Origin of the sequence: Sedimentitalea arenosa (assembly GCF_016428585.1) — a bacterium.
In the GTDB taxonomy this organism is placed as follows: Bacteria; Pseudomonadota; Alphaproteobacteria; order Rhodobacterales; family Rhodobacteraceae; genus Sedimentitalea; species Sedimentitalea arenosa.
Genome location: NZ_JAELVR010000008.1, coordinates 151175 through 172031, shown reverse-complemented (window position 1 = coordinate 172031; position 20857 = coordinate 151175). Strand labels below are relative to the sequence as shown.

The following is a 20857-nucleotide window of genomic DNA, read 5'->3' as shown; positions in this document are numbered from 1 at the left end:
GTCTCCTATTCCGCCGTGTCGGGGGCGGAGTGTTCCAGTGTCGCCAACTCGCCCAGCGTCACGGGTTTCAGCGGCGGGCGAATACGATAGTAGCCCGTCTCGTCATGCGACGTTCCGTTCGCCGCCGCAAGCAGGCTTGTGACCGTGAGGCCGCAATATCGACCCTGGCATGGCCCCATGCCCGCGCGACTGAAGGCTTTGGCCTGGTTCGGGCCGAGGCATCCCAGGCGGGCGTGACCGCGAATGTCACCTGCTGTCACTTCCTCGCACCGGCAGATCACCGTCGCATCTTCGGGTGCAAGGGCGCCGGCAAAAGGCGGATAGGCGCGGTCCAGAAACGGGCGCGCGGCAAGTTCCCGTGCGTGGGCCGATCGCAAGGGCGCGGCCTGGCGGTCGCGTTCGTCGGTCGAGAGACGGCCCGACTCCTCCGCCACTTTCAACGCCGCAAGTCGCCCGGCGAGTTCGGCCGCTTTCGCGCCGCCGATCCCGGCCCCGTCCCCGGCGATGAAAACGCCTGTGACGTCGCTTTGCCCCCAAACGTCGAGCCGTGGCGCGAAACAGGACTGCCCGGCATGCCAGCGATGGCTGACACCCAGCGAACGTGCCGCTTGGGTGTTCGGCACAACGCCATGATGCAGGAAAACCGTCCGGCAGGCGATGCGGTGCGCGCGTCCGCGGTGGACAAAGCTCACGGCCTCGGCCGTATCGGTTCCCTCGATCCGGATCTCGGTCGCGCCGGGGTAGCGCGGCACCTTTGCACGGGTGATCTCGGCCAGCATCTTCAATCCCTTCAGCATGTAGGGCCAGCCACGCAAGGCCCCGCCGACATGGCGCGCCGCCTCGATCAAGTCGCTTCGGGTCTGGGTTTCGATCATCGCGACGGGCGGGGTGCCTGCGCGAACCATCTGCGCCGCGATGAGGTAGAGCAGCGGCCCGCAACCCACCAGAGCCGCACTTTTGGCCAGCACCCCCGATTGTTTGAGCAGGATCTGGCCCGCGCCTGCGGTCATGACACCGGGGAGGGTCCAGCCCGGCAGCGGCATCGGTCGTTCCAGCGCGCCGGTCGCCAGAAGGATCCGGTCCGCCGCGATCTGCGCGCCGCGCCCGGCGCGGGTGTAGGACACCCGGAACCCGTCCTCGATGGCCCAGACGGTCGCACCCGGGACATGTTCGATCGCCTGGTGATGCAGCCCGGCGGTAAGCGTCGCGCCCTGTGTATAGTCCGCGCCGAGGATGTCGCCGCGCAGGGCGGCAACCCGATCCACGTCGCGATAAACCTGGCCCCCGGCGCGGGGTTGTTCATCCAGCACGGCGACGGTGAGGCCCAGATCGGCCGCCTTGGACGCAGTCGCCATCCCGGCGGGACCGGCCCCGATCACGATCAGGTCATGCGTCGACATCGTCCGCCCCCAAGTCGCGCGGCCGGATGATCCGCAAGCCTTGCGAGACTTCGATCATGCAGGCTTGGCGGGTGAAGCCGTCGATGTCCACGAGGCAATCGAAACATGCGCCCATCATGCAAAAGGGTCCGCGCGGAGCGCCCGATACGGGCGTATGACGGAACACCGTGACGCCGGCGGCCAGCAGCGCCGCGGCGAGGTTCGCGCCTTCGGGCAGTTCGAGGGGTGCACCGTCGATGGACACGGCCACCCGCGGTGCGGTCTCCAAGTCAAGAAACGGCGAATCGGGTTTCACTGAACACCTCCAGGTCGGGCGCGGCCTTGGTCGCCTCAAGCCAGTCCGGCAGCAGGCGGGCATGGGCCGCGGCAAGGGTGATGCCGCTGTGGCAGGTCACGAGGTAGGCGCCGGGGAACTCCGCGCTTTCCTGGTAGATCGGCAGGCCGTCGGGCGACAGCACCCGCAACGCGCCCCATGAGCGCACGAGTTGGGCGCGGGCGAGGGCGGGATAGGCGGCGATCGCCTCGGCGGCGAGGCCCGACAGGCCCGGTTGCGTGACTCGGTCGTCGGTGCCGACTTCTTCATTGGTGGCCCCGATCTGTATGCCGCCCTCATCCACCTGGCGCGCAATCAGGGACGGGCGATTGATCAGTTTCGGAAGTTTCTCGGTGATCAGGACCTGCCCGCGCTGTGGTCGCACCGGGGCCCGGAAGGCGAGTTTCGGACCGAGGGCCGCGGCCCCAAGCCCGGCTGACAGGACCACCTTGCCGGCACCGACGGTGGTACCGTCGGCACAGGCGAGGCGAAACCCATCGGGTTTCGTCACGTCCGTCACGGTCTTGCCGGTCAGAACGCGCCCGCCCATGCGGCGCACGTCCGCGGCCAGGGATTTCAAAAGCTTGAGCGGATTGGCGTGGCCGTCCTGGTGGTGCAGGATCGCCCCGACGACCTTGGGGCCGATTTGGGGCTCTTCCTTGCGCAGGGCGTTATGGCCCAGAACCTCGAACGGGTAATCGCCGTCGAGCTTGGTCTTCAGGTCGTTGTACTTCGCGACCGTGGCCTCCAGCGTCGCCTCGGAGAAGTGCAGGTCATAGCCGCCCTTCTGTTCCAGCGGCACGGGTTGGCCGGTGTTGTGGCCCAGCTCTTCGGCGAATTCTGCCCAGATCGCGGCGGATTGCTGCGACCAGCGGGCATAGCGGGGTTGGTTCATGCCCTTGGACTGAACCCAGACAAGTCCGAAATTGCCCCGGCTGGCCCGGAACGATCCGTCGTCGCCATCCAGAACGGTCACCGTCAGGCCGCGCTTTAGAAGGCCCCAGGCAACCGAAAGGCCGACAACCCCGCCGCCGATGATGGCATACTCGGTTTCCATTGTTCCGTCTCGCTGTTGATGGATCGGGACAGGGCCGCAGGGCCGCCCTGTCCCGCAGGGTTCAGTTGGTTGCGGCAGCGACCTTGTCGAGGATCGACTGGCCCCAGTCCGCGCCGACATCTTCCAGCACCTGCGGCCATACGTCGACGCGCACCTTTTCGGCCATGGCGGCGAGGTCCTCGTCGCTGAGCTCCGCGACGGTCGCGCCCAGTTCGTCGACCAGGCGCTGTTCGTTGCGCTCCTGGTCAGCCTCGGCCACGTCCCACCGGGTCGCCTCGAACGCCGCGGCCTGTTCCTTCAGTGCTGCCTGGTTTTCTTCGGACAGGCTGGCGAGGCTCTCGTTGGAGATGATCATGTACCAGACTTCGAAATGGGTATTGGCTGGGATGTAGGTCTTCGTCACGTCGCGGAACGAGGCATAGTAGCCTTCGGCGCCCGACCCGATGACGCCATCGACCACGCCGGTCTGCACGGCGGTGAAGGCTTCGGAGAACGGGATCGGCGACGGGATGTAACCAAGGGCTTCGCCGGTCAGCTGGAAACTCTTGATGCCGGGAACGCGAACCTTGATGCCGTTGGACTCGACCGAACCGGCATTGGGGTTCTCGATGTTCAGAGAGATCCCCCCGAAATAGACCGGATAGGCTGCGAGCATCGTGATGTCCTGCTCGGCATAGAGCTCGGCCATAACGTCGCGCACCACGCCGCCGGGGCCATAGACGGCGCGGGCTTCGTCCCAGTTTCCGGCCAGATAGGGGAACGAGCTGATCTGCATCCGGCGATCGGCTGCGGTCGCGGCGGGTTGGGTGGCCATGTCGATGGCGCCGACGCTGATGCGTTCCTGCACGGTGGTGTAGTCGCCGAGAGCGGAGGCGGGAAAGATGTTGATCTTGACGTCACCGCCCGTCGCCTCGTCCACGGCGGCCGAAAAGGCGCGCAGTTCGACGTCGATCGTGGCGTCCTGCGGGCGCACGTGGCTCATCTTGAGATCCTGCGCCTGGGTGTGCCCGCCAAACGCCATCATTGCCGCGACGGCCGTGGTCATGAATGCATGTTTCATTGGATTGTCCTCTGTGTTGGATTTCGGGTTCGGGGTGATCAGGGCGCTACGTCATAGCCGAAGAAGCGCGGCAGGAAGAGCGACAGGTCGGGCCAGAGCGAGGTGAGGAACACCACCGGAACGTAGCCGAACAGGATGAGCTTCATCGCGGGCGGGATGACCTTGGTGACCTTCACCTTGCCGATCCGCGCGCCCAGGTAGAGGATCGAGGCATAAGGCGGCGTCACCCCGCCCATCGCCGTATTGACCCCCATGATTGCCGCAAATTGCACCGGGCTGACCCCGATCGCGTTCATCAGCGGCAGCAGCAGCGGAGCGATCAGGATGATCGCCGTCACGTCATTGACCACCATGCCGACCAGGAACAGCAGGATGTTGATCATGATCAGCAGCAGGACCTTGTTCTCGGTGATCGAGAAGATGCCCTGCACCAGTTGCTGCGGGATGCTTTCATAGACGAACATCTGGCTGAGGATCATGGAAAACAGGATCATCATCATGATCGCGCCGACCGCGGTGGCCGCTTCCTTGCCCGCGGACAGGAAGTTTTCGAGCTTCAGACCCTTGTAGATCAGAAAACCCACCGGCACCGCATAGATCACCGCGACCGCGGCCGCCTCGGTCGGTGTCATCACGCCGCCATAGATGCCGCCAAGGATGATCACCGGCATCAACAGCGCCGGGAAGGCATGAAAGCCACGCCGGGCGACTTCGCCAGTCAGTTCCGTGAAGGTCGGCTTGTCGTCCAGCACCAGGTTGAACTTGCGCGCCATGACCAGGTTGATGATCGAGAACGCGACCATGATCAGAAGGCCCGGGCCAAGCGTCGCGAGGAAACAGGCCAGGATCGAGGTATCCGTCACCCAGCCATAGACGATCATCGTCACCGAAGGTGGGATCAGCAGACCGAGAATGGACGAGTTGGCGATCAGCGCGGTGGCGTACTCGCGGGGGTAGCCGCGCTTCTCCATCTCGGGGATCAGAAGCGGACCGATGGCGGCGATACCGGTCAGGCCGGAACCGGAGATGGCCCCGATCACCGCGCAGGACACTGCCGCGACCACACCGAGACCGCCGCGCACATGGCCGATGAACGCGTTGACGAAACGCAGGAGCGAGGCGGCGATGCCGCTCTCGGACATGATTGTTCCGGCAAGGACGAACAGTGGGATGGCCAGCAGAACGGGGTTTCCGAGTTGCTGGAACCCCCAGAGCATCATCCCCTTCATGGTCACGTCGCCGATGAAATACATCACCATCAGGGCGGCGCCGAAACAGTAGGGCAGCGGCACGCCCAGTGTCAGCGTGATCACCAGTATGGCGATGGCAAGGAGTGCGATCTCGATCATGCCGGCTCTCCCGTGCGAAGGCTGCGGATGTGGCGCCACAGGTGCCAGGCGGTATAGGCCATCATCAGGGCGAGGCCGACGAACAGCGCAACGTCGGAATAGAAGGTGGGGATGTAGAGGGTCGGGCTTTCGCGCCAGACGCGCCAGGCATACCGGGTGTAGTCCCATGCCCAGGACAGCAGCCAGAGCCCGACGATCAGGCTGATGATCTCGCCGATGATCGCCAGGATCGTGTGACCCCGATCCGTCTTGATGAAAATTTCCAGGACGTTGGCCCGGATATGCGTGTTCTCGCGCGACGCGTTGACCGACCCGAGGATGTAGAGCCACAGTGTCGGATAGAGCATCGTCTCTTCCAACCCCATCACCGGGACCTGCAACACGTAGCGCGTGATGACCTGCACGAATTGACCCAGGGCCACGATGCAGATCAGCGCCGTCAGCAGATATTTTGCGAATGTATCCATGTGTCCCCCGCGTCACGACATCGACTCGTGACTGTTTCGGACATCACACTGGACACGGCATATAATTTCAATTTTAAAATATCTTTGAGTCCATCAACAGAATTTATAATCAATGCATCTTTCCCTCAGGCAGCTGTCGACCTTTCGCGAAGTGATGCGGTCTGGTTCCATCAGCCAGGCGGCACGCAGTGTCGGGCGGACCCAGCCGGCGGTCTCGACGATGATCCGGACGCTCGAGGGCCAACTCGGCTTTGCCCTGTTCGCCCGCGCGCAGGGAAAGCTGACGCCGACGCCCGAGGCACATTTCTTTCTCGAAGAGTGCGAGGAGATCCTCGGTCGGGTCGAACGCACAGAGCGTACGCTGCAACGGATCAGTTCGCTGCAATCCGGAAAACTGAGGATCGCCTGTCACCCAGCCGGTTCCAGCGTGTTCCTGCCAAGGCTCATGACGGAATTCCTGCAGGGCCGCGACGGTCTGGACGTGTCGCTCATCATGCGGTCATCGGACATGATCGAAGACATGATCGCCTCCCAGCAGTTCGATATCGGTTTCTCGGAAACCCCGCTGCCCCGTGCGTCGATCCAGCAGACCGACTACGATCTCGAATGCGTCTGCGTGCTGCCCGCCGATGATCCGCTCGCCAGTGCCGAGGTCATAACCCCGAACCATCTGGATGGTCGACCGATGGCCGTGCTGTTCGAGGAACACAGAACCGCGCTCCAGACCGAAGCGGCGTTCCGCGCCGCGGGATGCTGGTTCAACAAGCGTTTGGAATTGCGCACCTTTCTGCCGGGGTTGCAGTTTGTCGCGGCGGGTGTTTGCGTGATGGTTTGCGACATGATCACCGCCTACAGCCACCTCCTGCAGGCGCCGGAGTCCGCGCGCCTTGCGATCAGGCGGTTCCGGCCGCGGATTTCCAACAGCGTTTCGATCCTGACGCCCGGATATGCAACGCAATCCATGGCGGGTCGCGCCTTCATCTTGGACCTTCAGAGCGCGGTCGAAAAGATGCAGGCCGAGATCAGCGACGAGTTGAGGTAGAGGCATCGCGCCGGTCGGAAGGTCGACCCTTCGTGCTGCCTCCTGAGGGCTCAAGCAGGCCCGCCATGTTGACCTGTCGCCCTCCGGTCACCCGTGCCAGTCACTCACCCGCAGAAGCGGCGTCGGGAAGAAGGGCCAGTGCTTCGACCTCCACGAGGAACTCGGGCCGGGTGAAGCCGCTGACGATCACCAGCGTCGAGGCAGGCTTGACCGCAAGCCGCGCGACCCACCGGTCGCGCACCTGCATGTATGCCGCCATGTGCTCTCGCCGGGTAACGAAGGCGCTGAAGCGCAGGACATTCTCGATGTCCGTACCGGCCTCGTTCAGGATGGCGCGGATGTTCTCGAAACAGATCTCGGCCTGCTGCGCGACGCTTTCGGGGATCGTACCGTCCGCCGCGAGGCCTAATTGTCCTGATGTCGCGACCACACCGCCCGCCGCGATGCCGTGCGAATAATCGCCGAAAGGCGCGGGCATCGCGCCGGGATTCAGTGCTTTCATCGGAACACCCGTTCGCCAGAAAGGCCGCAGCGCAACAGGAACAGTTGCGTCGCTTCGGCTATGATACGGTCTGCATTCATGGGTGTGTCGTCGTCCAGATCCATCAACACACGGGCCTGGGCCTCGTATTCCGCATAGCTCTGGGTGACCGCCCACATGTTCATCTGGAACAGCAGCGGGTCGACGGGCTGGATCATTCCCTTGGCGATCCAATCGCGGATCACGCCGTTCGCCATTTCGGTCGAATTCTTCAGAACCCCCCAATGCTCTCGCATTTCCGGCGCTCCGCGTCCGATTTCGTTGGCGAAGAGCCGTGAGATGTCTGGATACTTCAGCGCGTGCCGGATCTTGCGGTCGATATAGGTGGAGATCGCCAGCGCCGGATCGTGCTGGAACGGCGCAATGAAGAAGATCTCGCGCCATTCCTTGACGATGTCACCCAGGACCTGCCGGTAGAGTTCCTCCTTGGACGAGATATAGTAGTGAAGTTGCGCCTTGGTGATCCCGGCACTTTGCGCGATCGCCTGCGTCGACGTGCCGGACAGGCCGTTGCGCGCGAACTCGCGGATCGCCGCCCCGCTAATCGTGTCGCGGATCTTGCGGCGTTTCTGCGCCGATGCCGTCATTGTGCGCTTGCCCGGTTCGTTCATCTCATGCTCCGGCCAATGTCTGCTGCACCCTGTCGAGGAAAGCCCGCCGGTCGTGATCGGTGCGATGGTTCATGTCATGCAGTTGAAGCCACTTCACCCGGCACTGCCGGCTGAACAGGACACGAAAGCCGCGCAACATCATCGACCGGCCGGGATCGCGGATCAAGCGCAGCCACCACCAGGGCGAACCCGACGTGGTGATGACGGTAAACCGGCGGATGTTGTCCAGCTTGCCTTGCGCCCGCTTCTTCATCCCCGACGGCACCTCGAAGGCGACGCCCGGCAGCCAGACCCGTTCGAGCCAGCCCTTGAGAATCGCAGGCGGCCCGTACATCCAGGTCGGATAGACCAGCACGAGGCTGTCGGCCCATTCCATCGCCTCTACATGCGCGCGCACATCCGGGATCAGCTCCTGCGGCGCCGTCTTGTAGAGCGTCCAGTCCGGCTCGCGCAGGACCGGATCGAAGTCTTCTCGATAAAGGTCAATCACCCGCAGGTCGTGTCCGGCCGCTTCGAGTGCGCGGCAGGCCGTGTCAAGGAGCGCGGCCCCGTAGCTTTCGGTGCTGGGATGGGCAAAGATCACAAGCGTCCGCATGGGCCGCGCTCCTCAGGGTTCGGCCTATTCGCCGGTCAGGCGGGCCTTGATGTCAAGACCATGCCCCTTGTTGACGAAGTCGGTCACGGCCACCAGCGACAGGTCGACGGCCCCCTCGTCGATGATTCCGCTCGATACGGCGAGGTCGTGGAAGGCGTCGATCCGCTCTTCGGTCATGGCGCCGATTCCCATCTCCAGCGCGTCACCCACGTCGATGATCCCGAGCGCGTCGAACTGGGCCATTTCCTTGTCGAGCTTCTCGACGGTCATCTCCGGGTTCGCCGCCATGATCGCCTCGTAGGCCGCGGTCCGGTCGCCGTAGAGATAGGTGTACCAGCCCTCGATCGAGGCGTTGACGAAGCGCTGCACTAGGTCAGGGTTTTCCTCGACCAGTTCGCGGCGGGTCTCGATCGTCGTGGAGTAGGTGTTCCAGCCCTGGTCGGCCAGCAGGAAGGTATCGACCTCGGCCCCCTCGTTCTTGGCATAGATCGGCTCGGCCGTGCCATAGGCCTGCTGTACCAGTGCCTCGTCGCCGAGGAACTGCGCGAGGTTGAAGCCATAGGGGCGCAGTTGCTCATTGCGGAAACTATGCGCATCGACCAGCCACTGCCAGAAGCTGAACTGCCCGTCCTTGGACACCAGCACCGTAGGCGCGTTTGTCAGGTCGGCGAAATCGGCGTATTTGCCCTTGTGTGCCATCAGCGCCTGCGGGTCGCGCTGGAAGAAGGCGGCCACCACCGTCGTGGGAATGCCGTTCCTGACGTTGTCGAACGACAGCAGCAGGTTGCCCGCCATCAGGAAATCGAGCCGGCCCGCCGCCAGCATCGGGCGGTTGTTGACCTGCGGACCGCCGGGCCGGATCTCGACCTCCAGCCCGTATTTCTCGTAGGTGCCGTCAGCCAGCGCCTGGTAAAAGCCGCCATGCCCGCCCTGGGCCAGCCAGTTGGTGCCCATGACGATCTTGTCGTTGGCCCAGGCCGCGCCGGACGCGAGCATCGCGCCGGCCACGGTCAGGGCCCCCATGATCCGTGTATACCTCATGCTTTCTCTCCTTGTTGGAATGTCGTGTCATCCCGGCGCGCCATGTCGGCGCTCCAGCCGCGGGTTTTCCCGGGGTTCATCAGGCCGTAGGGATCGGCCCGCTTCTTGAACGCGATCTGCGAGTCGTCGATTTCCTTCATGCCGCCATCTTCGATGGTGACCACATGCGGGTCGTAGATCGTGCAGCCATCGATGGCCTCGAGCTCGGCGATCAGCTCGTACATCGCCGTCTTGCCGCGGTACGTCACCAGCGGCAGCGCGAAGACCTGGATCTCTCCATCCATCCGGGCCATCTCGTGGTGCCAGTAGATCTCGTCGCCGTAGCGCTGCATCTGCTGTATCACCAGCTTGGAATCGAAGGGGCGCGGATAGGCGACCTGCAGATACGTCCAGCTCTTGTCGGCCTTCAGCGCCTGCAGCGTGGTGTGATTCCAGCCGCATTCATAGGCCGGTTGCAGCCCCGCGTCGCTGATCCCGGACTTCGTCATCGCGAACGAGACCTTCCCGCCACGCGCCCCGGCCTCGCGGGTAAAGCGGTCCATCTCGTCGGGCGCGACCATCGCGAAGATGGCGTCGCGGTCTGCCGGGAAAAGGTCGCCGAACTTCTTGTAGTAGGGTGCGAAGCGGCGTTCGACGGCGGTCAGCAGATAGCAGTCAAGACCGCCTTCCTGCGCGTCGATCGCAAAGCGCAGCGCGGTGTCATAGCCATCGAACAGTGCGGCCGTGTGGATCCAGTCCGTTGCCGGGGTCAGCGCGAGCCCCAATTCGACGACGATACCGTTGGTGCCATAGGCGTGCTGCACCTTCTGGATATCGCCGTCGCGCAACTCGATGACCTTGGGCTCGGACTCCACCGTGATGACCTTGGCATAGGTCACGTTGCCCGGATCGCGCAGCATCCCATGGCGCAGCGATCCGATCCCGCCCGAGCCGCCCGCGATGAAGCCGCCGATCGTCGCCATCTGCCGCGTGGACGGGTACATCAGCAATTCCTGCCCGGTTTCGCGCGCCGCATCGTCCAGTCGCGAAATCCGCGCGCCGGCTTCGACGCGCACATGTCCCTCGGTGACCTCGATCACCCGGTTCAGGCGGGTCAGGTCCATGATGACGCCGCCTTCCAATGGCACGCATTGCCCGTAATTGCCCGTGCCGCCGCCGCGCAGGGTCAGCGGGATGCGGTGCCGCGCGATCAGCGAGGCCACCTGCATGACCTCCTCGACGCTGTCAGGTACCACGATCAGGTCGCCCAGCTTGTCCTTGAGCTGTTCGTTCAGGATCGGGCTGTACCAGAAGTAGTCGCGTGAGCGGGCCTCTCGGTACTTGGCGTCGTCGTGGACGCGGATGCCGTTCAATGCCGCCTTGAAGGCATCCAGATCGTAGGCTTCGCTCATCGTGTCACTCCTTGAACTCGAGCAGGATCGCGCCGCCGCGCCACACCTGGCGGCGCGCGCGCGGGCGGCAGATCACGTCATGCAGGTCGGTGGCGTCGAAAAGGATGAAGTCGGCCGGTCCGCCAACCGTCAGGGCAAGCCCGTGGCCCATCCAGCCCGCCGGGCGTGCGCTGATCGCGTCCAGCCAGTCGTCGGGCGCAAGATGGCCCATCAGGACGGCGAGGCGCAGCACATCGACCATGTCGTAATCACCATAGGGAAAGAAGCCGTCCCGCACGTTGTCCGAGCCAAGCATCACCTCGACACCCGCCTCGTGCGCTTCCTGCAGCGGGGCGAGGCCGCGCAGGCGCGGTGTTCGCCCGGGTACCGCGTCCTGCAAATAACTGTTGGCACCGGGCAGCACCGTCAGGCCGATTCCGGCTTCCGCCGCCCGGTCGAGCAGGCGCGAGACCTCACCCGGATCGCGCACCGACAGCGAACACCCATGACCGCAGAGCACTCGTCCGCCTAGACCACGCCGCGCGGTCTCCTCGATCACAACGTCAATGCCGCATGCCTCGGGGTCGAGCCCTTCGTCGACGTGGAAGTCGAGATCGAGATCATGCCGCTCGGCCAGGTCGAACACCGCGCGCACGTGATTTTCCAGGTCGTCGTTGCGATAGATGAACGCCCCGAGAACGCCGCCTGAATGGCGTAAATGTGGTGCGATCTCGGGGCCGATGACCGCCAGATCGTCCAGCCGCGTCAGGCTGGCCAGCTGCAACTCGACGCGTCCGCGCCATTCTTCCGCCAATTCGGTCAGCACGGGCCATGCCTTGGGTGGCGCGGCAAATGACCAGTCGACATGGCTGCGCATCACGGCAGTTCCTTGGCGCCAGGCGCGATCCAGCGCCGTCTCGGCGCGGGTGCGCAGGTCCTCGGCGGTCCAACGCGCGGCATCCTCGGCCATCATGTCGATCGCCTGAAACAGCGAACTTGCCCGGCAAGGCATCCGAGCCGCCGTGAACGTCTTGTCGAGGTGGGTGTGGATGTCAGCGGCCAGCGGCAAGACGACACCTCCGCCGCGCTGCTGCGAGGGGCGCGACCCGGTGATTCGGCCGCCGGCGACATGCATGTCCCATGCCCCTTCGCGCCCCGCGATCACGAGGCCGGCCAGGGTGGTAACCATGCCGGGATCGTCCTGCATCCTGCTCAATGCTCCCGCCGGATTTCGCTCTCGTGCCAATGGCCGAGAACGGCGCGCGACAGCCAGGACGTGATGAGAAAGATCAGGATGCCCAACAGCGAGACCAGGAACAGCGCCGCGAACATCCGCGGGATCTCGTTGCGAAAGCTCGATTCAAGGATGCGCGAGGCCAGGCCGGTGTTCTGCCCGGCAGTGCCGGCGACGAACTCGGCCACCACCGCGCCGATCAGCGCCAGCCCGCCCGCGATCTTGAGCGCCGCCATGAAATAGGGCAGGGCGCTGGGCACCAGCAGGTAGCGCAACCGTTGCATCGGCGTCGCCTGGTAAAGCGTGAACAGGTCGCGCAGGTTGTGGTCGGCGCTGCGCAGACCGATCACCGTGTTCGACAGGATCGGGAAGAAAGCCACGATCCAGGCGCAGATGAGCAGGGCATAGAAGGTGTTGCTGACATAGATCAGAATCAGCGGCGCGATCGCCACCACCGGCGTCACCTGCAATATCACCGCGAAGGGAAACAGGCTCATCTCGACCGGGCGCGAGAGGGCAAAGACCATTCCCAATAGGACGCCTCCGACGATGGCAAGCGCCAGCGACAGCAATGTCAGTTTGACCGTGAAGGCCGCGCTCTGCATCAGGGTGGACCAGTCGGTGACCAGCGTTTTGGCGATCAGGCTGGGGGCAGGGATCAGGTAGTGCGGCACCTCATTGTACCAGACGAGGAACTCCCACAGCAGCAGCGCCGCCACCAGCGCCGTGATCGGCAACACGATCCTCAGCCGCCGGTCGCGGCGTTCGGCCAGGATGCGCGGATCCACCATGTCCTGTGCAGCCAAGGCCTTGGGTCCGGTTTCGGTGGTTTCAGTGATTGATATCGACATGATCCATGGTCCCTTCCAGCGCGGCGCTGACACGGCGGCAACTTTCGACATATTCGGGGGTCAGGCGGTAGTCGGAGGTGCGCGGATAGCCCGTCACCTGCGGGATGTCGTGCACCACCCGGCCCGGGCGCGCCGCCATCACGACCACCCGACTCGACAGATAGACGGATTCGAACACCGAATGGGTCACGAAGATGACCGTCAGCCCATGCCGTTCCCAGAGCGACAGCACCTGATCGTTCAGGTTCGCGCGGGTCATTTCGTCCAGAGCCGCGAAGGGTTCGTCCATCAGCAGCATCTTGGGCTTGGTCACCATCGCCCGCGCGATCGAGACTCGCATCTTCATGCCGCCGGACAGTTCGCGCGGATAGGACTTGGCGAAGTTCGACAGGCCGACCATGGCCAGCGCCTCCTCGACTCGCTCGCGCGCGTCCCGCCGGGTCAGCCCGTGCAGCTTGAGCGGAAGGAAGACGTTCTCGAACACCGTCGCCCAGGGCATCAGCGTGGCTTCCTGGAAAACGAACCCGATGTCGTTGCCGTCCGGGCTTTGACCGGCCATGTGTCCGTTCACGGTGATCGCCCCGCGGCTGACAGACAGAAGCCCCGAGATCATCTTGAGCGCCGTGCTCTTGCCGCAGCCCGAGGGGCCGAGAAAACTCACGAACTCGCCGTCACGGATCGTCAGCGACATGTCCTTGACCGCGACCGTGCCGTTGCCGAACTGCTTGTCCACGTCCTTCATGTCGATAAGGACCGGTGCCTCTTCAAGCCGGGAAAAGTTGGTCATCGCTCACTCCTCGGGCGTTCGGTCAAGCCAGTCAGGCGGCATGGTATCGATCTCTTCCAGCGCTTCCACAAGCCGCGCCACCGCATGCGCCAGGGTCGCTTCACCTTTGTCGGCAGTCGCCAGGTGCGCTTCGCCGCAGGCGCCGGCCGGGTTCAGGTCCTGCGTCTTCCAGGCGGGTTTCGCCGCGCGTCCCAATCCGACGTGGCGGGTAGTTTCGAAAAGGTCCTGCCCGCGAGAGCGGAAATTCTGCGCTGTGCCCATGTCGACGTTGCCGGCATCCAGCGCCAGCATCACCGAGGTCTCCATGTCGCCGGCGTGTATGCCATGGGCGCGTTCGGTGTCCGAATAAAGCCCCTCGGGCATCCCCAGCGCGAACCAGTTGAGCGAAAAGACCAGCATATCCTTTTCGACCCGCAACTTGCGCGCGGCGAGATCCATGCACGGGATGTTTCCGCCATGCCCGTTCAGCAGCACCAACTTGCGGACACCCGACCGCGCGACGCTGTCCCCGATATCGCAGATCACCCGGATCAGGGTGTCCGGCGTCAGGGTCAGCGTGCCGGGATAGTCGATGTGTTCGGTGCTGGTGCAGACTGCCTGTGTCGGAAGGAACAGCACGGGTGCGTCCTCGGGCAGGGCGTCGGCGCAGCGTCGGGCGACGCTGTCAACGGTGCAGGCATCGACCTTCATGGGCAGGTGTGGGCCATGCTGTTCGATAGCGCCGATGGGGAGCACGGCGATCACGCGGCCATGGTCGAGCGCGGCAAATTCGACGCGCGTGTGGTCGGCCCAGTATCGCTTCATCCGCGCAAGTCCATGGTCTTGGTCGCCTGTTCCGGCCCTGTCGGATACGCCATCCCGGTTCTCCCTCGACGTGAAGCTTTCCAAAATCATAGCAATTGGTCAAACTATTTGGTAGGCTTTGTGAAACTTGATCCAAATCAAAGACTTCTGTTGATTTTGAATTGCCGGGCGCGACGAATCACAGCGCGTTGCGGACCGGGCAGAGGGGCGCATGCGGGTCGAAGTTATCGTTGCGGCAGGGCCGATAGCCCCGGTTGACGCCATGACTTACAGATGCAGGAGACAGCGGATATGACCAAGGAGCTCAAGATCATCGAACAGCGCCTGCTCTGGCTGTCGCACTGGATGATCCACCACGCCAACCACGTTAGGCCCAAGGTCGACGGCATCAAGATCGGCGGCCATCAGGCCAGTTCCGCGTCGATGGTGTCGATCATGACGGCGCTCTACTTTTCCGCCCTGCGGCCGGAGGATCGGGTCGCCGTCAAACCCCATGCCAGCCCGGTCTTTCATGCCATCCAGTACCTGATGGGCAATCTCGACCGCGACAGGATGGAGAACTTCCGTGGCTTTGGCGGCGTGCAGAGCTATCCCAGCCGCACAAAGGACGTGGACGACGTGGATTTCTCCACCGGCTCGGTCGGCCTGGGCGTGGCGATCACCGCCTTCGCCTCTCTGGTGCAGGATTACATCGCGGCCAAGAGCTGGGGCGACGACCTGCCGATGGGCCGAATGGTCGCTCTGGTGGGCGATGCCGAACTCGACGAGGGCAATATCTACGAGACCCTGCAGGAGGGGTGGAAGAACGATCTGCGCAATTGCTGGTGGATCATCGACTACAACCGCCAGTCGCTCGACGGCATCGTGCGCGAGGGACTGTTCGGGCGGGTCGAGAAGATCTTTGACGCCTTCGGCTGGGACGTGGTCCGGGTCAAGTACGGCGCGCTGCAGCGAGCGGCCTTCGCCGAGCCTGGCGGCGACAAGCTGCGCGACTGGATCGATGCCTGCCCGAACCAGGAATACTCGGCGCTGACCTTCATGGGCGGCGCGGTCTGGCGCAAGCGGTTGATGGATGACCTGGGCGACCAGGGCGACGTCAGCGCGTTGCTCGAGCGACGCAGCGACGCGGAACTGGCCGAGTTGATGGAGAACCTCGGCGGCAATTGCGTGTCGACCATGGCCGACACCTTCGCGGCCATCGACCATGACCGCCCCGTCTGTTTCCTCGCCTACACCGTCAAGGGCTGGGGCACGCCGATCGCGGGCCACAAGGACAACCACGGCGGGCTGATGAACAAGACCCAGATGGCAGCGTGGCAGACCCATATGGGTGTGCCCGAAGGCGAGGAATGGGAGCCCTTCGCCACGGTCGAAGATCCAGAAAACCTGCGCGCTTTCCTGCGGCGGGTACCGTTCTTCGCCAAGGGCCGCCGCCGTTTTTCCGACCGGCGGGTCCCCGTGCCGGACATCGCGTTCGCGGCCGAACGCGAGATCTCGACCCAAGCGGCCTTTGGCAAGATCCTCGACGACCTGTCCAAGACGGACAGCGAGCTTGCCGCGCGCATCGTCACCACCTCGCCCGACGTGACCGGCACGACCAATCTCGGCCCGTGGGTGAACCGGCGGAAGCTGTTCGCCCGGAGGGACCAGGCAGATGCCTTCATCGAGAACAAGATTCCTTCAACCGCAAAATGGGAGTTCACGCCGGAAGGCCAGCATATCGAACTGGGCATCGCCGAGATGAACCTGATGCTGCTGCTCGGCGCGGCAGGCTTGTCGCACTCGCTGTTCGGCAAGCGGCTGATCCCCGTCGGCACGGTCTATGACCCCTTCGTCGCGCGCGGGTTGGATGCGCTGAACTATGCCTGCTACCAGGATGCCCGCTTCCTGCTGGTGGGCACGCCCTCGGGTGTCACTCTGGCGCCCGAGGGCGGCGCGCATCAATCCATCGGCACGCCTCTCATCGGGATGAGCCAGGATGGGCTGGCGGCTTTCGAACCCGCCTTTGCCGACGAACTTGCCGTCATCATGGAATGGGCTTTCGACTACCTGCAGCGCGACGGTAGGGACGATCCCGACGAGCGCACCTGGCTCCGCGACGAAACCGGCGGTAGCGTCTATCTGCGGTTGTCGACCAACCCGATCGAGCAGCCCGGCAAGCGTGCCGACGAGGCGTTCCGGCGCGGTTCGGTCGATGGCGCCTACTGGTTGCGCAAGCCCGGCGCCAACGCCGAGGTCGTGATCGCCTACCAGGGCGCGGTCGCGCCCGAGGTGATCAGCGCGGCCGGTGCGTTGGCCGAAACGCGGCGTGACATCGGCGTGCTCGCCGTGACCTCGGCCGACCGGCTGAACGCCGGCTGGACCGCGGCGCAGCGCGCACGAGCGCGCGGCAACAAGGCTGCGCAGTCGCATATCGAATGCCTTCTGAACGAACTGCCACCCCACTGCCGCCTGGTGACGGTGATCGACGGTCATCCGGCGACGCTCGGCTGGCTGGGCGCCGTGGCTGGACATCGCACGATCCCGCTCGGGGTCGAGCATTTCGGCCAGACCGGGACGATCGGCAGCCTCTATGCACATTACGGAATGGATGCGCGTTCGATCGTGGAAAAGGTCGATGGCCTTTTGCCCGGACGCGCCGCGCGCAATCCTGCATCCTGAGGTCGGGTCGCCTTGGAACTCCGTCATGACCCTACGTCACGTTCGCTCGTGCTGTGCGCAAATGGTTGAGATGCCGCGAGGAAACCGACAACACTTGGCACGCGGCTGCCGCCAGCGGGACCGGGAGGATACCGAATGACCTCCCCGCTTCCGGCGTTTCTGCCCGCCCCGATTGCGCCCTGAACGACCAAGGAGTGACCCGATGACCCAGCATGTGCCGACGAAGCGTCTCGAAATGACGCTCGAAGACCGCCTGACGCAGGACGAGGGTTGGGTCTACATGACCGGGATGCAGGCACTGGTGCGGCTGCCGATCCAACAGCGAAAACGCGACGTGGCGGCGGGTCTCAACACAGGCGGCTACATCTCGGGCTATCGCGGCTCGCCGGTTGGCACCTATGACATGGCGCTCTGGCAGGCCGAAGCCGAGCTCAAGGCCCACAACGTCCATTTCCAGCCCGGCGTCAACGAGGATCTCGCCGCGACCGCCACATGGGGCGCGCAGCAGGTTGGGCTGTTCCCCGGAGCGCGGGTCGATGGCGTCTTCTCGATCTGGTACGGCAAGGCGCCCGGCATGGACCGGTCGATGGACCCGCTGCGCCATGCCAATCTCGCCGGCACCAATGCCAAGGGCGGTACGCTGCTTCTGGTCGGCGACGATCACGGCGCGAAATCCTCGACCTTGGCCTGCTACTCGGATCTCAATTTCGCCTCTCTCGGCGCGCCGCTGCTCGCCCCGGCCAATGCGCAGGACGTACTGGACATGGGCCTGCACGGCATCGCGATGAGCCGCTACAGCGGCACGCTGGTCGGCATGAAGCTGGTCACCGACGTGGTCGAGGGCGGCGGGTCCGTGCATGTGGCACCTGACAGCCCCGCCATCGTGCGGCCCGACGCGGACGGCGCCGATACGACGATCAAGCCCTATACCCCGATCCCCGAACAGGAGCGCCTGCTGTGGGACGTGAAGTTGCGCAAGGTTCTGGCCTATGCCCGTGCCAACCGGCTGAACCGCATCGAGGGCGACCCGCATGCCAGGATCGGCATCGTCGCGGCGGGCAAGGCGTGGCAAGACCTGAACCAGGCGCTGGCCGGGCTGCGGTATCGCGACGGTCGCATCGATGACATGTCGGTGCGCCTGCTGAAGACGGGCATGGTCTGGCCGCTTGATCCCGAGGTAATCCGGGATTTCGCCCAAGGTCTCGACACGATCCTCGTTGTCGAAGAGAAGCGCCCCCTGCTCGAGGACCAGATCCGTGCGATCCTTTACGGATCGGGCCTATCGCCGCGCATCGTCGGCAAGACCTTCGAGGGCCAGGCGTTGGCTGTCGGGGCCGAAGCCTGCGCCTTTCCCAATTTCGGCGAGATCGATCCCGGTCTCATCACACGGGTGCTGGTGCGCGTGGCGCGGGAAACCGACCCCGACTGCGGCCTGTCGGCTCCGAACTGGTCCGAGGCGCCTCCTGCGCTCGGCGGCGGCGCGGTGCGGATGCCCGCTTTCTGTGCGGGCTGTCCGCACGGGCGATCGACCCAAGTCATCGATGGCAGCCGGGCGCTGGCCGGGATCGGCTGTCACACCATGGCGATGCTGCGCGATCCCGCCAAGACCAACTCGGTCAGCCACATGGGCGGCGAGGGGGTGATGTGGCTAGGCCAATTCCCCTTCACGGACGAAAAGCACGTTTTTGCGAACATGGGCGACGGCACTTATTTCCACTCGGGCCTGATGGCGATCCGCGCTGCCGTCGCGGCCAAGGCGACGCTGACCTACAAGCTGCTGCATAACGGTTTCGTGTCGATGACCGGTGGCCAGCCCCATGATGGCGATCTCAGCCCGCTGCAGATGATCCGGCAGCTGCGCGCCGAGGGCGTGGCCCGGATCGCGTTGGTCGCGGACGAACCCGAAAAGTACGAAGGCAAGGATCTGGGCACCGGCGTCACGCTGCACCCGCGTACCGAGATGGAGCTGGTCCAGACGACAATGCGCGAGGTCCCCGGCGTCACCGTGATCCTCTATGACCAGCCCTGCGCAACCGAGCGCCGCCGCCTGCGCAAGCGCGGCAAATGGGCCGATCCCGACAAGCGCGTCTTCATCAACTCCGAGGTCTGCGAAGGCTGCGGCGATTGTTCGGCGGTGTCTTCCTGCATGGCGATCGAACCGCTCGAGACCGAGTTCGGGCGCAAGCGCAAGATCAACCAGTCCTCATGCAACAAGGATTTCTCCTGTGTCGAGGGCTTCTGCCCGTCCTTCGTGACGGTCAGCGGTGCCACGCCGCGCAAGACCCGGCGCGAGGATGTCGCGATCGATATCTCGCACTTGCCGATGCCCGAGCTGGCCCAGATCGATGGATCGTGGTCGGTGCTGGTCTCTGGCATCGGCGGTGCAGGCGTGGTGACGATCGGCCAGACTCTTGCCGTCGCCGCCCATGCGGATGGCTATTTCGCCTCCAACCTTGACATCACCGGGTTGGCGCAAAAATACGGTGCGGTGCATTCCCACATCAAGTTCGCCGCCAACACCGATCAGATGCGCGCCACCCGGATCGCCACGGGCGAGGCCGACGCCCTGATCGGCTGCGACCTTGTCGTGGCCGCGGGAGACGAGGCGCTGTCCAAACTGACCGCCGGCAAGTCCGTCGCCGTGGTGGACACGACCGTCGTGCCGACCTCCGAGTTTTCCAGGAATCCGGACTGGCAGCTTTCCGGGGCCGAGCAGGTCAGCCGCCTGGCAGGCCTGCTGGCCACGCGCGCCCGCGCTCTTGATGCGCAGAACCTGGCCGAGAAGGTGATGGGCGACCGGGTCTTTGCGAACATGCTGCTGATGGGCGCGGCCTGGCAGCAGGGCGGGGTGCCGCTGTCGCTTGCGGCCATCCACCGCGCGATCGAACTGAACGGGGTCGCGGTGGCCAAGAACATGCAGGCCTTCGATCTCGGACGGCTCGCCTTCGCCGATCCCGAGGCCGCGACTCGGCTGGCCGGCGGCTCTGACCCGGTCGAGCTGGCCGAACGGCGTCCGCCCTCCCTCGACGACATCCTGTCGCGCCGGGTGTCCGAGCTGACCGCGTACAAGGACGCGGAATTCGCCCGCCGCTATGCCGATCGTGTGGCACAGGTGCGCGGCGCGATCCCCGACGAAGCGGCAGTGTCCGCGGTGGCGCGCGGTCTCTACAAACTTATGGCGGTCAAGGACGAGTGGGAGGTCGCGCGGCTCTATTCCAAGCCGTCCTTCGCAAAATCGCTTGCCGACACGTTCGATGGTGATCTCGACCTCACCTTCCATTTCGGGGCCTGGCCCTATGGCGGCATCGACGAGAAGACCGGCAAGCATGTCAAGGGTCCGGTCGAGGGTCGGAAGGCGCTGCGCTTTTTCCGCTGGATGAACCGCCTGCGCCGCTTGCGCGGCACCGTGCTCGACCCGTTCCGCAACAGCGACGAGGCGCGGCTCGCCCGCCGCCTCCTGGCCGAGTACGAGGCCGATATCGATTTCGCTCTGGCCAACTGGAGTGACGAGCGCGCGGTGGACCTGACCGAACTTCTGGACCTGCCCGAGCATATCCGCGGCTATGGCCATGTGCGCGAACGCCACGCTGCGGCCACCGAAAAGCGCCGCGCGGCTTTGAGAGCCGCCGTCACTTCCCCGGCCTCGAAAGCGGCCTGAGGCGCTTCGCGGGCAG

General features: G+C 64.7%; 18 protein-coding genes. 3 read left to right on the top strand and 15 right to left on the bottom strand.

Annotation, left to right across the window (positions count from 1 at the left end):
• Positions 1–5: 5 nt before the first annotated feature.
• The 6 genes from JF290_RS12855 to JF290_RS12830 all read right to left on the bottom strand — a co-directional run bounded on the left by JF290_RS12855 (position 6) and on the right by JF290_RS12830 (position 5646).
• Entirely contained in the window at positions 6–1400 is a 1395-nt protein-coding gene (locus JF290_RS12855; protein ID WP_199025294.1) for an NAD(P)/FAD-dependent oxidoreductase, read from the bottom strand.
• Positions 1387–1695 carry a (2Fe-2S)-binding protein gene (locus JF290_RS12850; protein ID WP_199025293.1) on the bottom strand — a complete coding sequence of 103 codons (309 nt, stop codon included), beginning with the start codon at positions 1693–1695 and terminating at the stop codon, positions 1387–1389. The genes JF290_RS12855 and JF290_RS12850 overlap by 14 nt, the downstream gene beginning before the upstream one ends.
• Positions 1670–2770 (bottom strand): NAD(P)/FAD-dependent oxidoreductase, encoded by a 1101-nt coding sequence (locus JF290_RS12845; protein ID WP_199025292.1) that lies wholly within the window; start codon positions 2768–2770, stop codon positions 1670–1672. Before JF290_RS12845 ends, JF290_RS12850 begins: the two co-directional genes overlap by 26 nt.
• 61 nt (positions 2771–2831) lie before the next feature.
• Positions 2832–3830 carry a TRAP transporter substrate-binding protein DctP gene (gene dctP / locus JF290_RS12840; protein WP_199025291.1) on the bottom strand — a complete coding sequence of 333 codons (999 nt, stop codon included), beginning with the start codon at positions 3828–3830 and terminating at the stop codon, positions 2832–2834.
• 38 nt (positions 3831–3868) lie between these two features.
• The gene (locus JF290_RS12835) at positions 3869–5179 is read right to left on the bottom strand and encodes a TRAP transporter large permease (protein WP_199025290.1); all 1311 of its coding nucleotides are present in this window, start codon (positions 5177–5179) and stop codon (positions 3869–3871) included.
• Complete coding sequence (locus JF290_RS12830; protein WP_199025289.1) at positions 5176–5646, bottom strand: TRAP transporter small permease; 471 nt, start codon at positions 5644–5646, stop codon at positions 5176–5178. Before JF290_RS12830 ends, JF290_RS12835 begins: the two co-directional genes overlap by 4 nt.
• A 112-nt stretch (positions 5647–5758) precedes the next feature.
• Here JF290_RS12830 and JF290_RS12825 point away from each other — a divergent pair, with 112 nt between their 5' ends.
• The gene (locus JF290_RS12825; RefSeq protein WP_199025288.1) at positions 5759–6688 is read left to right on the top strand and encodes a LysR family transcriptional regulator; all 930 of its coding nucleotides are present in this window, start codon (positions 5759–5761) and stop codon (positions 6686–6688) included.
• A 100-nt stretch (positions 6689–6788) separates the two neighbouring features.
• Here JF290_RS12825 and JF290_RS12820 read toward each other — a convergent pair whose 3' ends face one another.
• The 9 genes from JF290_RS12820 to JF290_RS12780 are packed head-to-tail and all read right to left on the bottom strand — an operon-like array spanning position 6789 to position 14522.
• On the bottom strand, positions 6789–7190 hold the full coding sequence (locus JF290_RS12820; protein WP_199025287.1) for a RidA family protein: 402 nt from the start codon (positions 7188–7190) through the stop codon (positions 6789–6791).
• A complete protein-coding gene (locus tag JF290_RS12815) occupies positions 7187–7840 on the bottom strand; it encodes a TetR family transcriptional regulator C-terminal domain-containing protein (RefSeq protein ID WP_199025286.1) in 654 nt (217 codons plus the stop codon). The genes JF290_RS12820 and JF290_RS12815 overlap by 4 nt, the downstream gene beginning before the upstream one ends.
• A 1-nt stretch (position 7841) precedes the next feature.
• The gene (locus JF290_RS12810) at positions 7842–8435 is read right to left on the bottom strand and encodes an NAD(P)H-dependent oxidoreductase (RefSeq protein ID WP_199025285.1); all 594 of its coding nucleotides are present in this window, start codon (positions 8433–8435) and stop codon (positions 7842–7844) included.
• A 24-nt stretch (positions 8436–8459) separates the two neighbouring features.
• On the bottom strand, positions 8460–9476 hold the full coding sequence (locus JF290_RS12805) for an ABC transporter substrate-binding protein (RefSeq protein ID WP_199025284.1): 1017 nt from the start codon (positions 9474–9476) through the stop codon (positions 8460–8462).
• A complete protein-coding gene (locus JF290_RS12800) occupies positions 9473–10867 on the bottom strand; it encodes an FAD-binding oxidoreductase (protein ID WP_199025283.1) in 1395 nt (464 codons plus the stop codon). The genes JF290_RS12805 and JF290_RS12800 overlap by 4 nt, the downstream gene beginning before the upstream one ends.
• A 4-nt stretch (positions 10868–10871) precedes the next feature.
• The gene (locus tag JF290_RS12795) at positions 10872–12053 is read right to left on the bottom strand and encodes an amidohydrolase family protein (RefSeq protein WP_199025282.1); all 1182 of its coding nucleotides are present in this window, start codon (positions 12051–12053) and stop codon (positions 10872–10874) included.
• Between the two features lie 5 nt (positions 12054–12058).
• Positions 12059–12931: an ABC transporter permease gene (locus tag JF290_RS12790; protein ID WP_227362234.1), complete on the bottom strand. Its 873-nt coding sequence runs from the start codon at positions 12929–12931 to the stop codon at positions 12059–12061.
• Positions 12912–13718, bottom strand: a complete 807-nt coding sequence (locus JF290_RS12785; RefSeq protein ID WP_199025281.1) for an ABC transporter ATP-binding protein — start codon at positions 13716–13718, stop codon at positions 12912–12914. Before JF290_RS12785 ends, JF290_RS12790 begins: the two co-directional genes overlap by 20 nt.
• Positions 13719–13721: 3 nt before the next feature.
• The gene (locus tag JF290_RS12780) at positions 13722–14522 is read right to left on the bottom strand and encodes a creatininase family protein (RefSeq protein ID WP_199025280.1); all 801 of its coding nucleotides are present in this window, start codon (positions 14520–14522) and stop codon (positions 13722–13724) included.
• A 291-nt stretch (positions 14523–14813) separates the two neighbouring features.
• On the opposite strand from JF290_RS12780, the gene JF290_RS12775 reads away from it, so the two are divergent.
• Complete coding sequence (locus tag JF290_RS12775; RefSeq protein ID WP_233155313.1) at positions 14814–17183, top strand: transketolase; 2370 nt, start codon at positions 14814–14816, stop codon at positions 17181–17183.
• 202 nt (positions 17184–17385) lie between these two features.
• Positions 17386–20841, top strand: coding sequence for an indolepyruvate ferredoxin oxidoreductase family protein (locus JF290_RS12770; RefSeq protein ID WP_199025278.1), 3456 nt, complete (start codon positions 17386–17388; stop codon positions 20839–20841).
• Positions 20842–20857 lie beyond the last annotated feature (16 nt).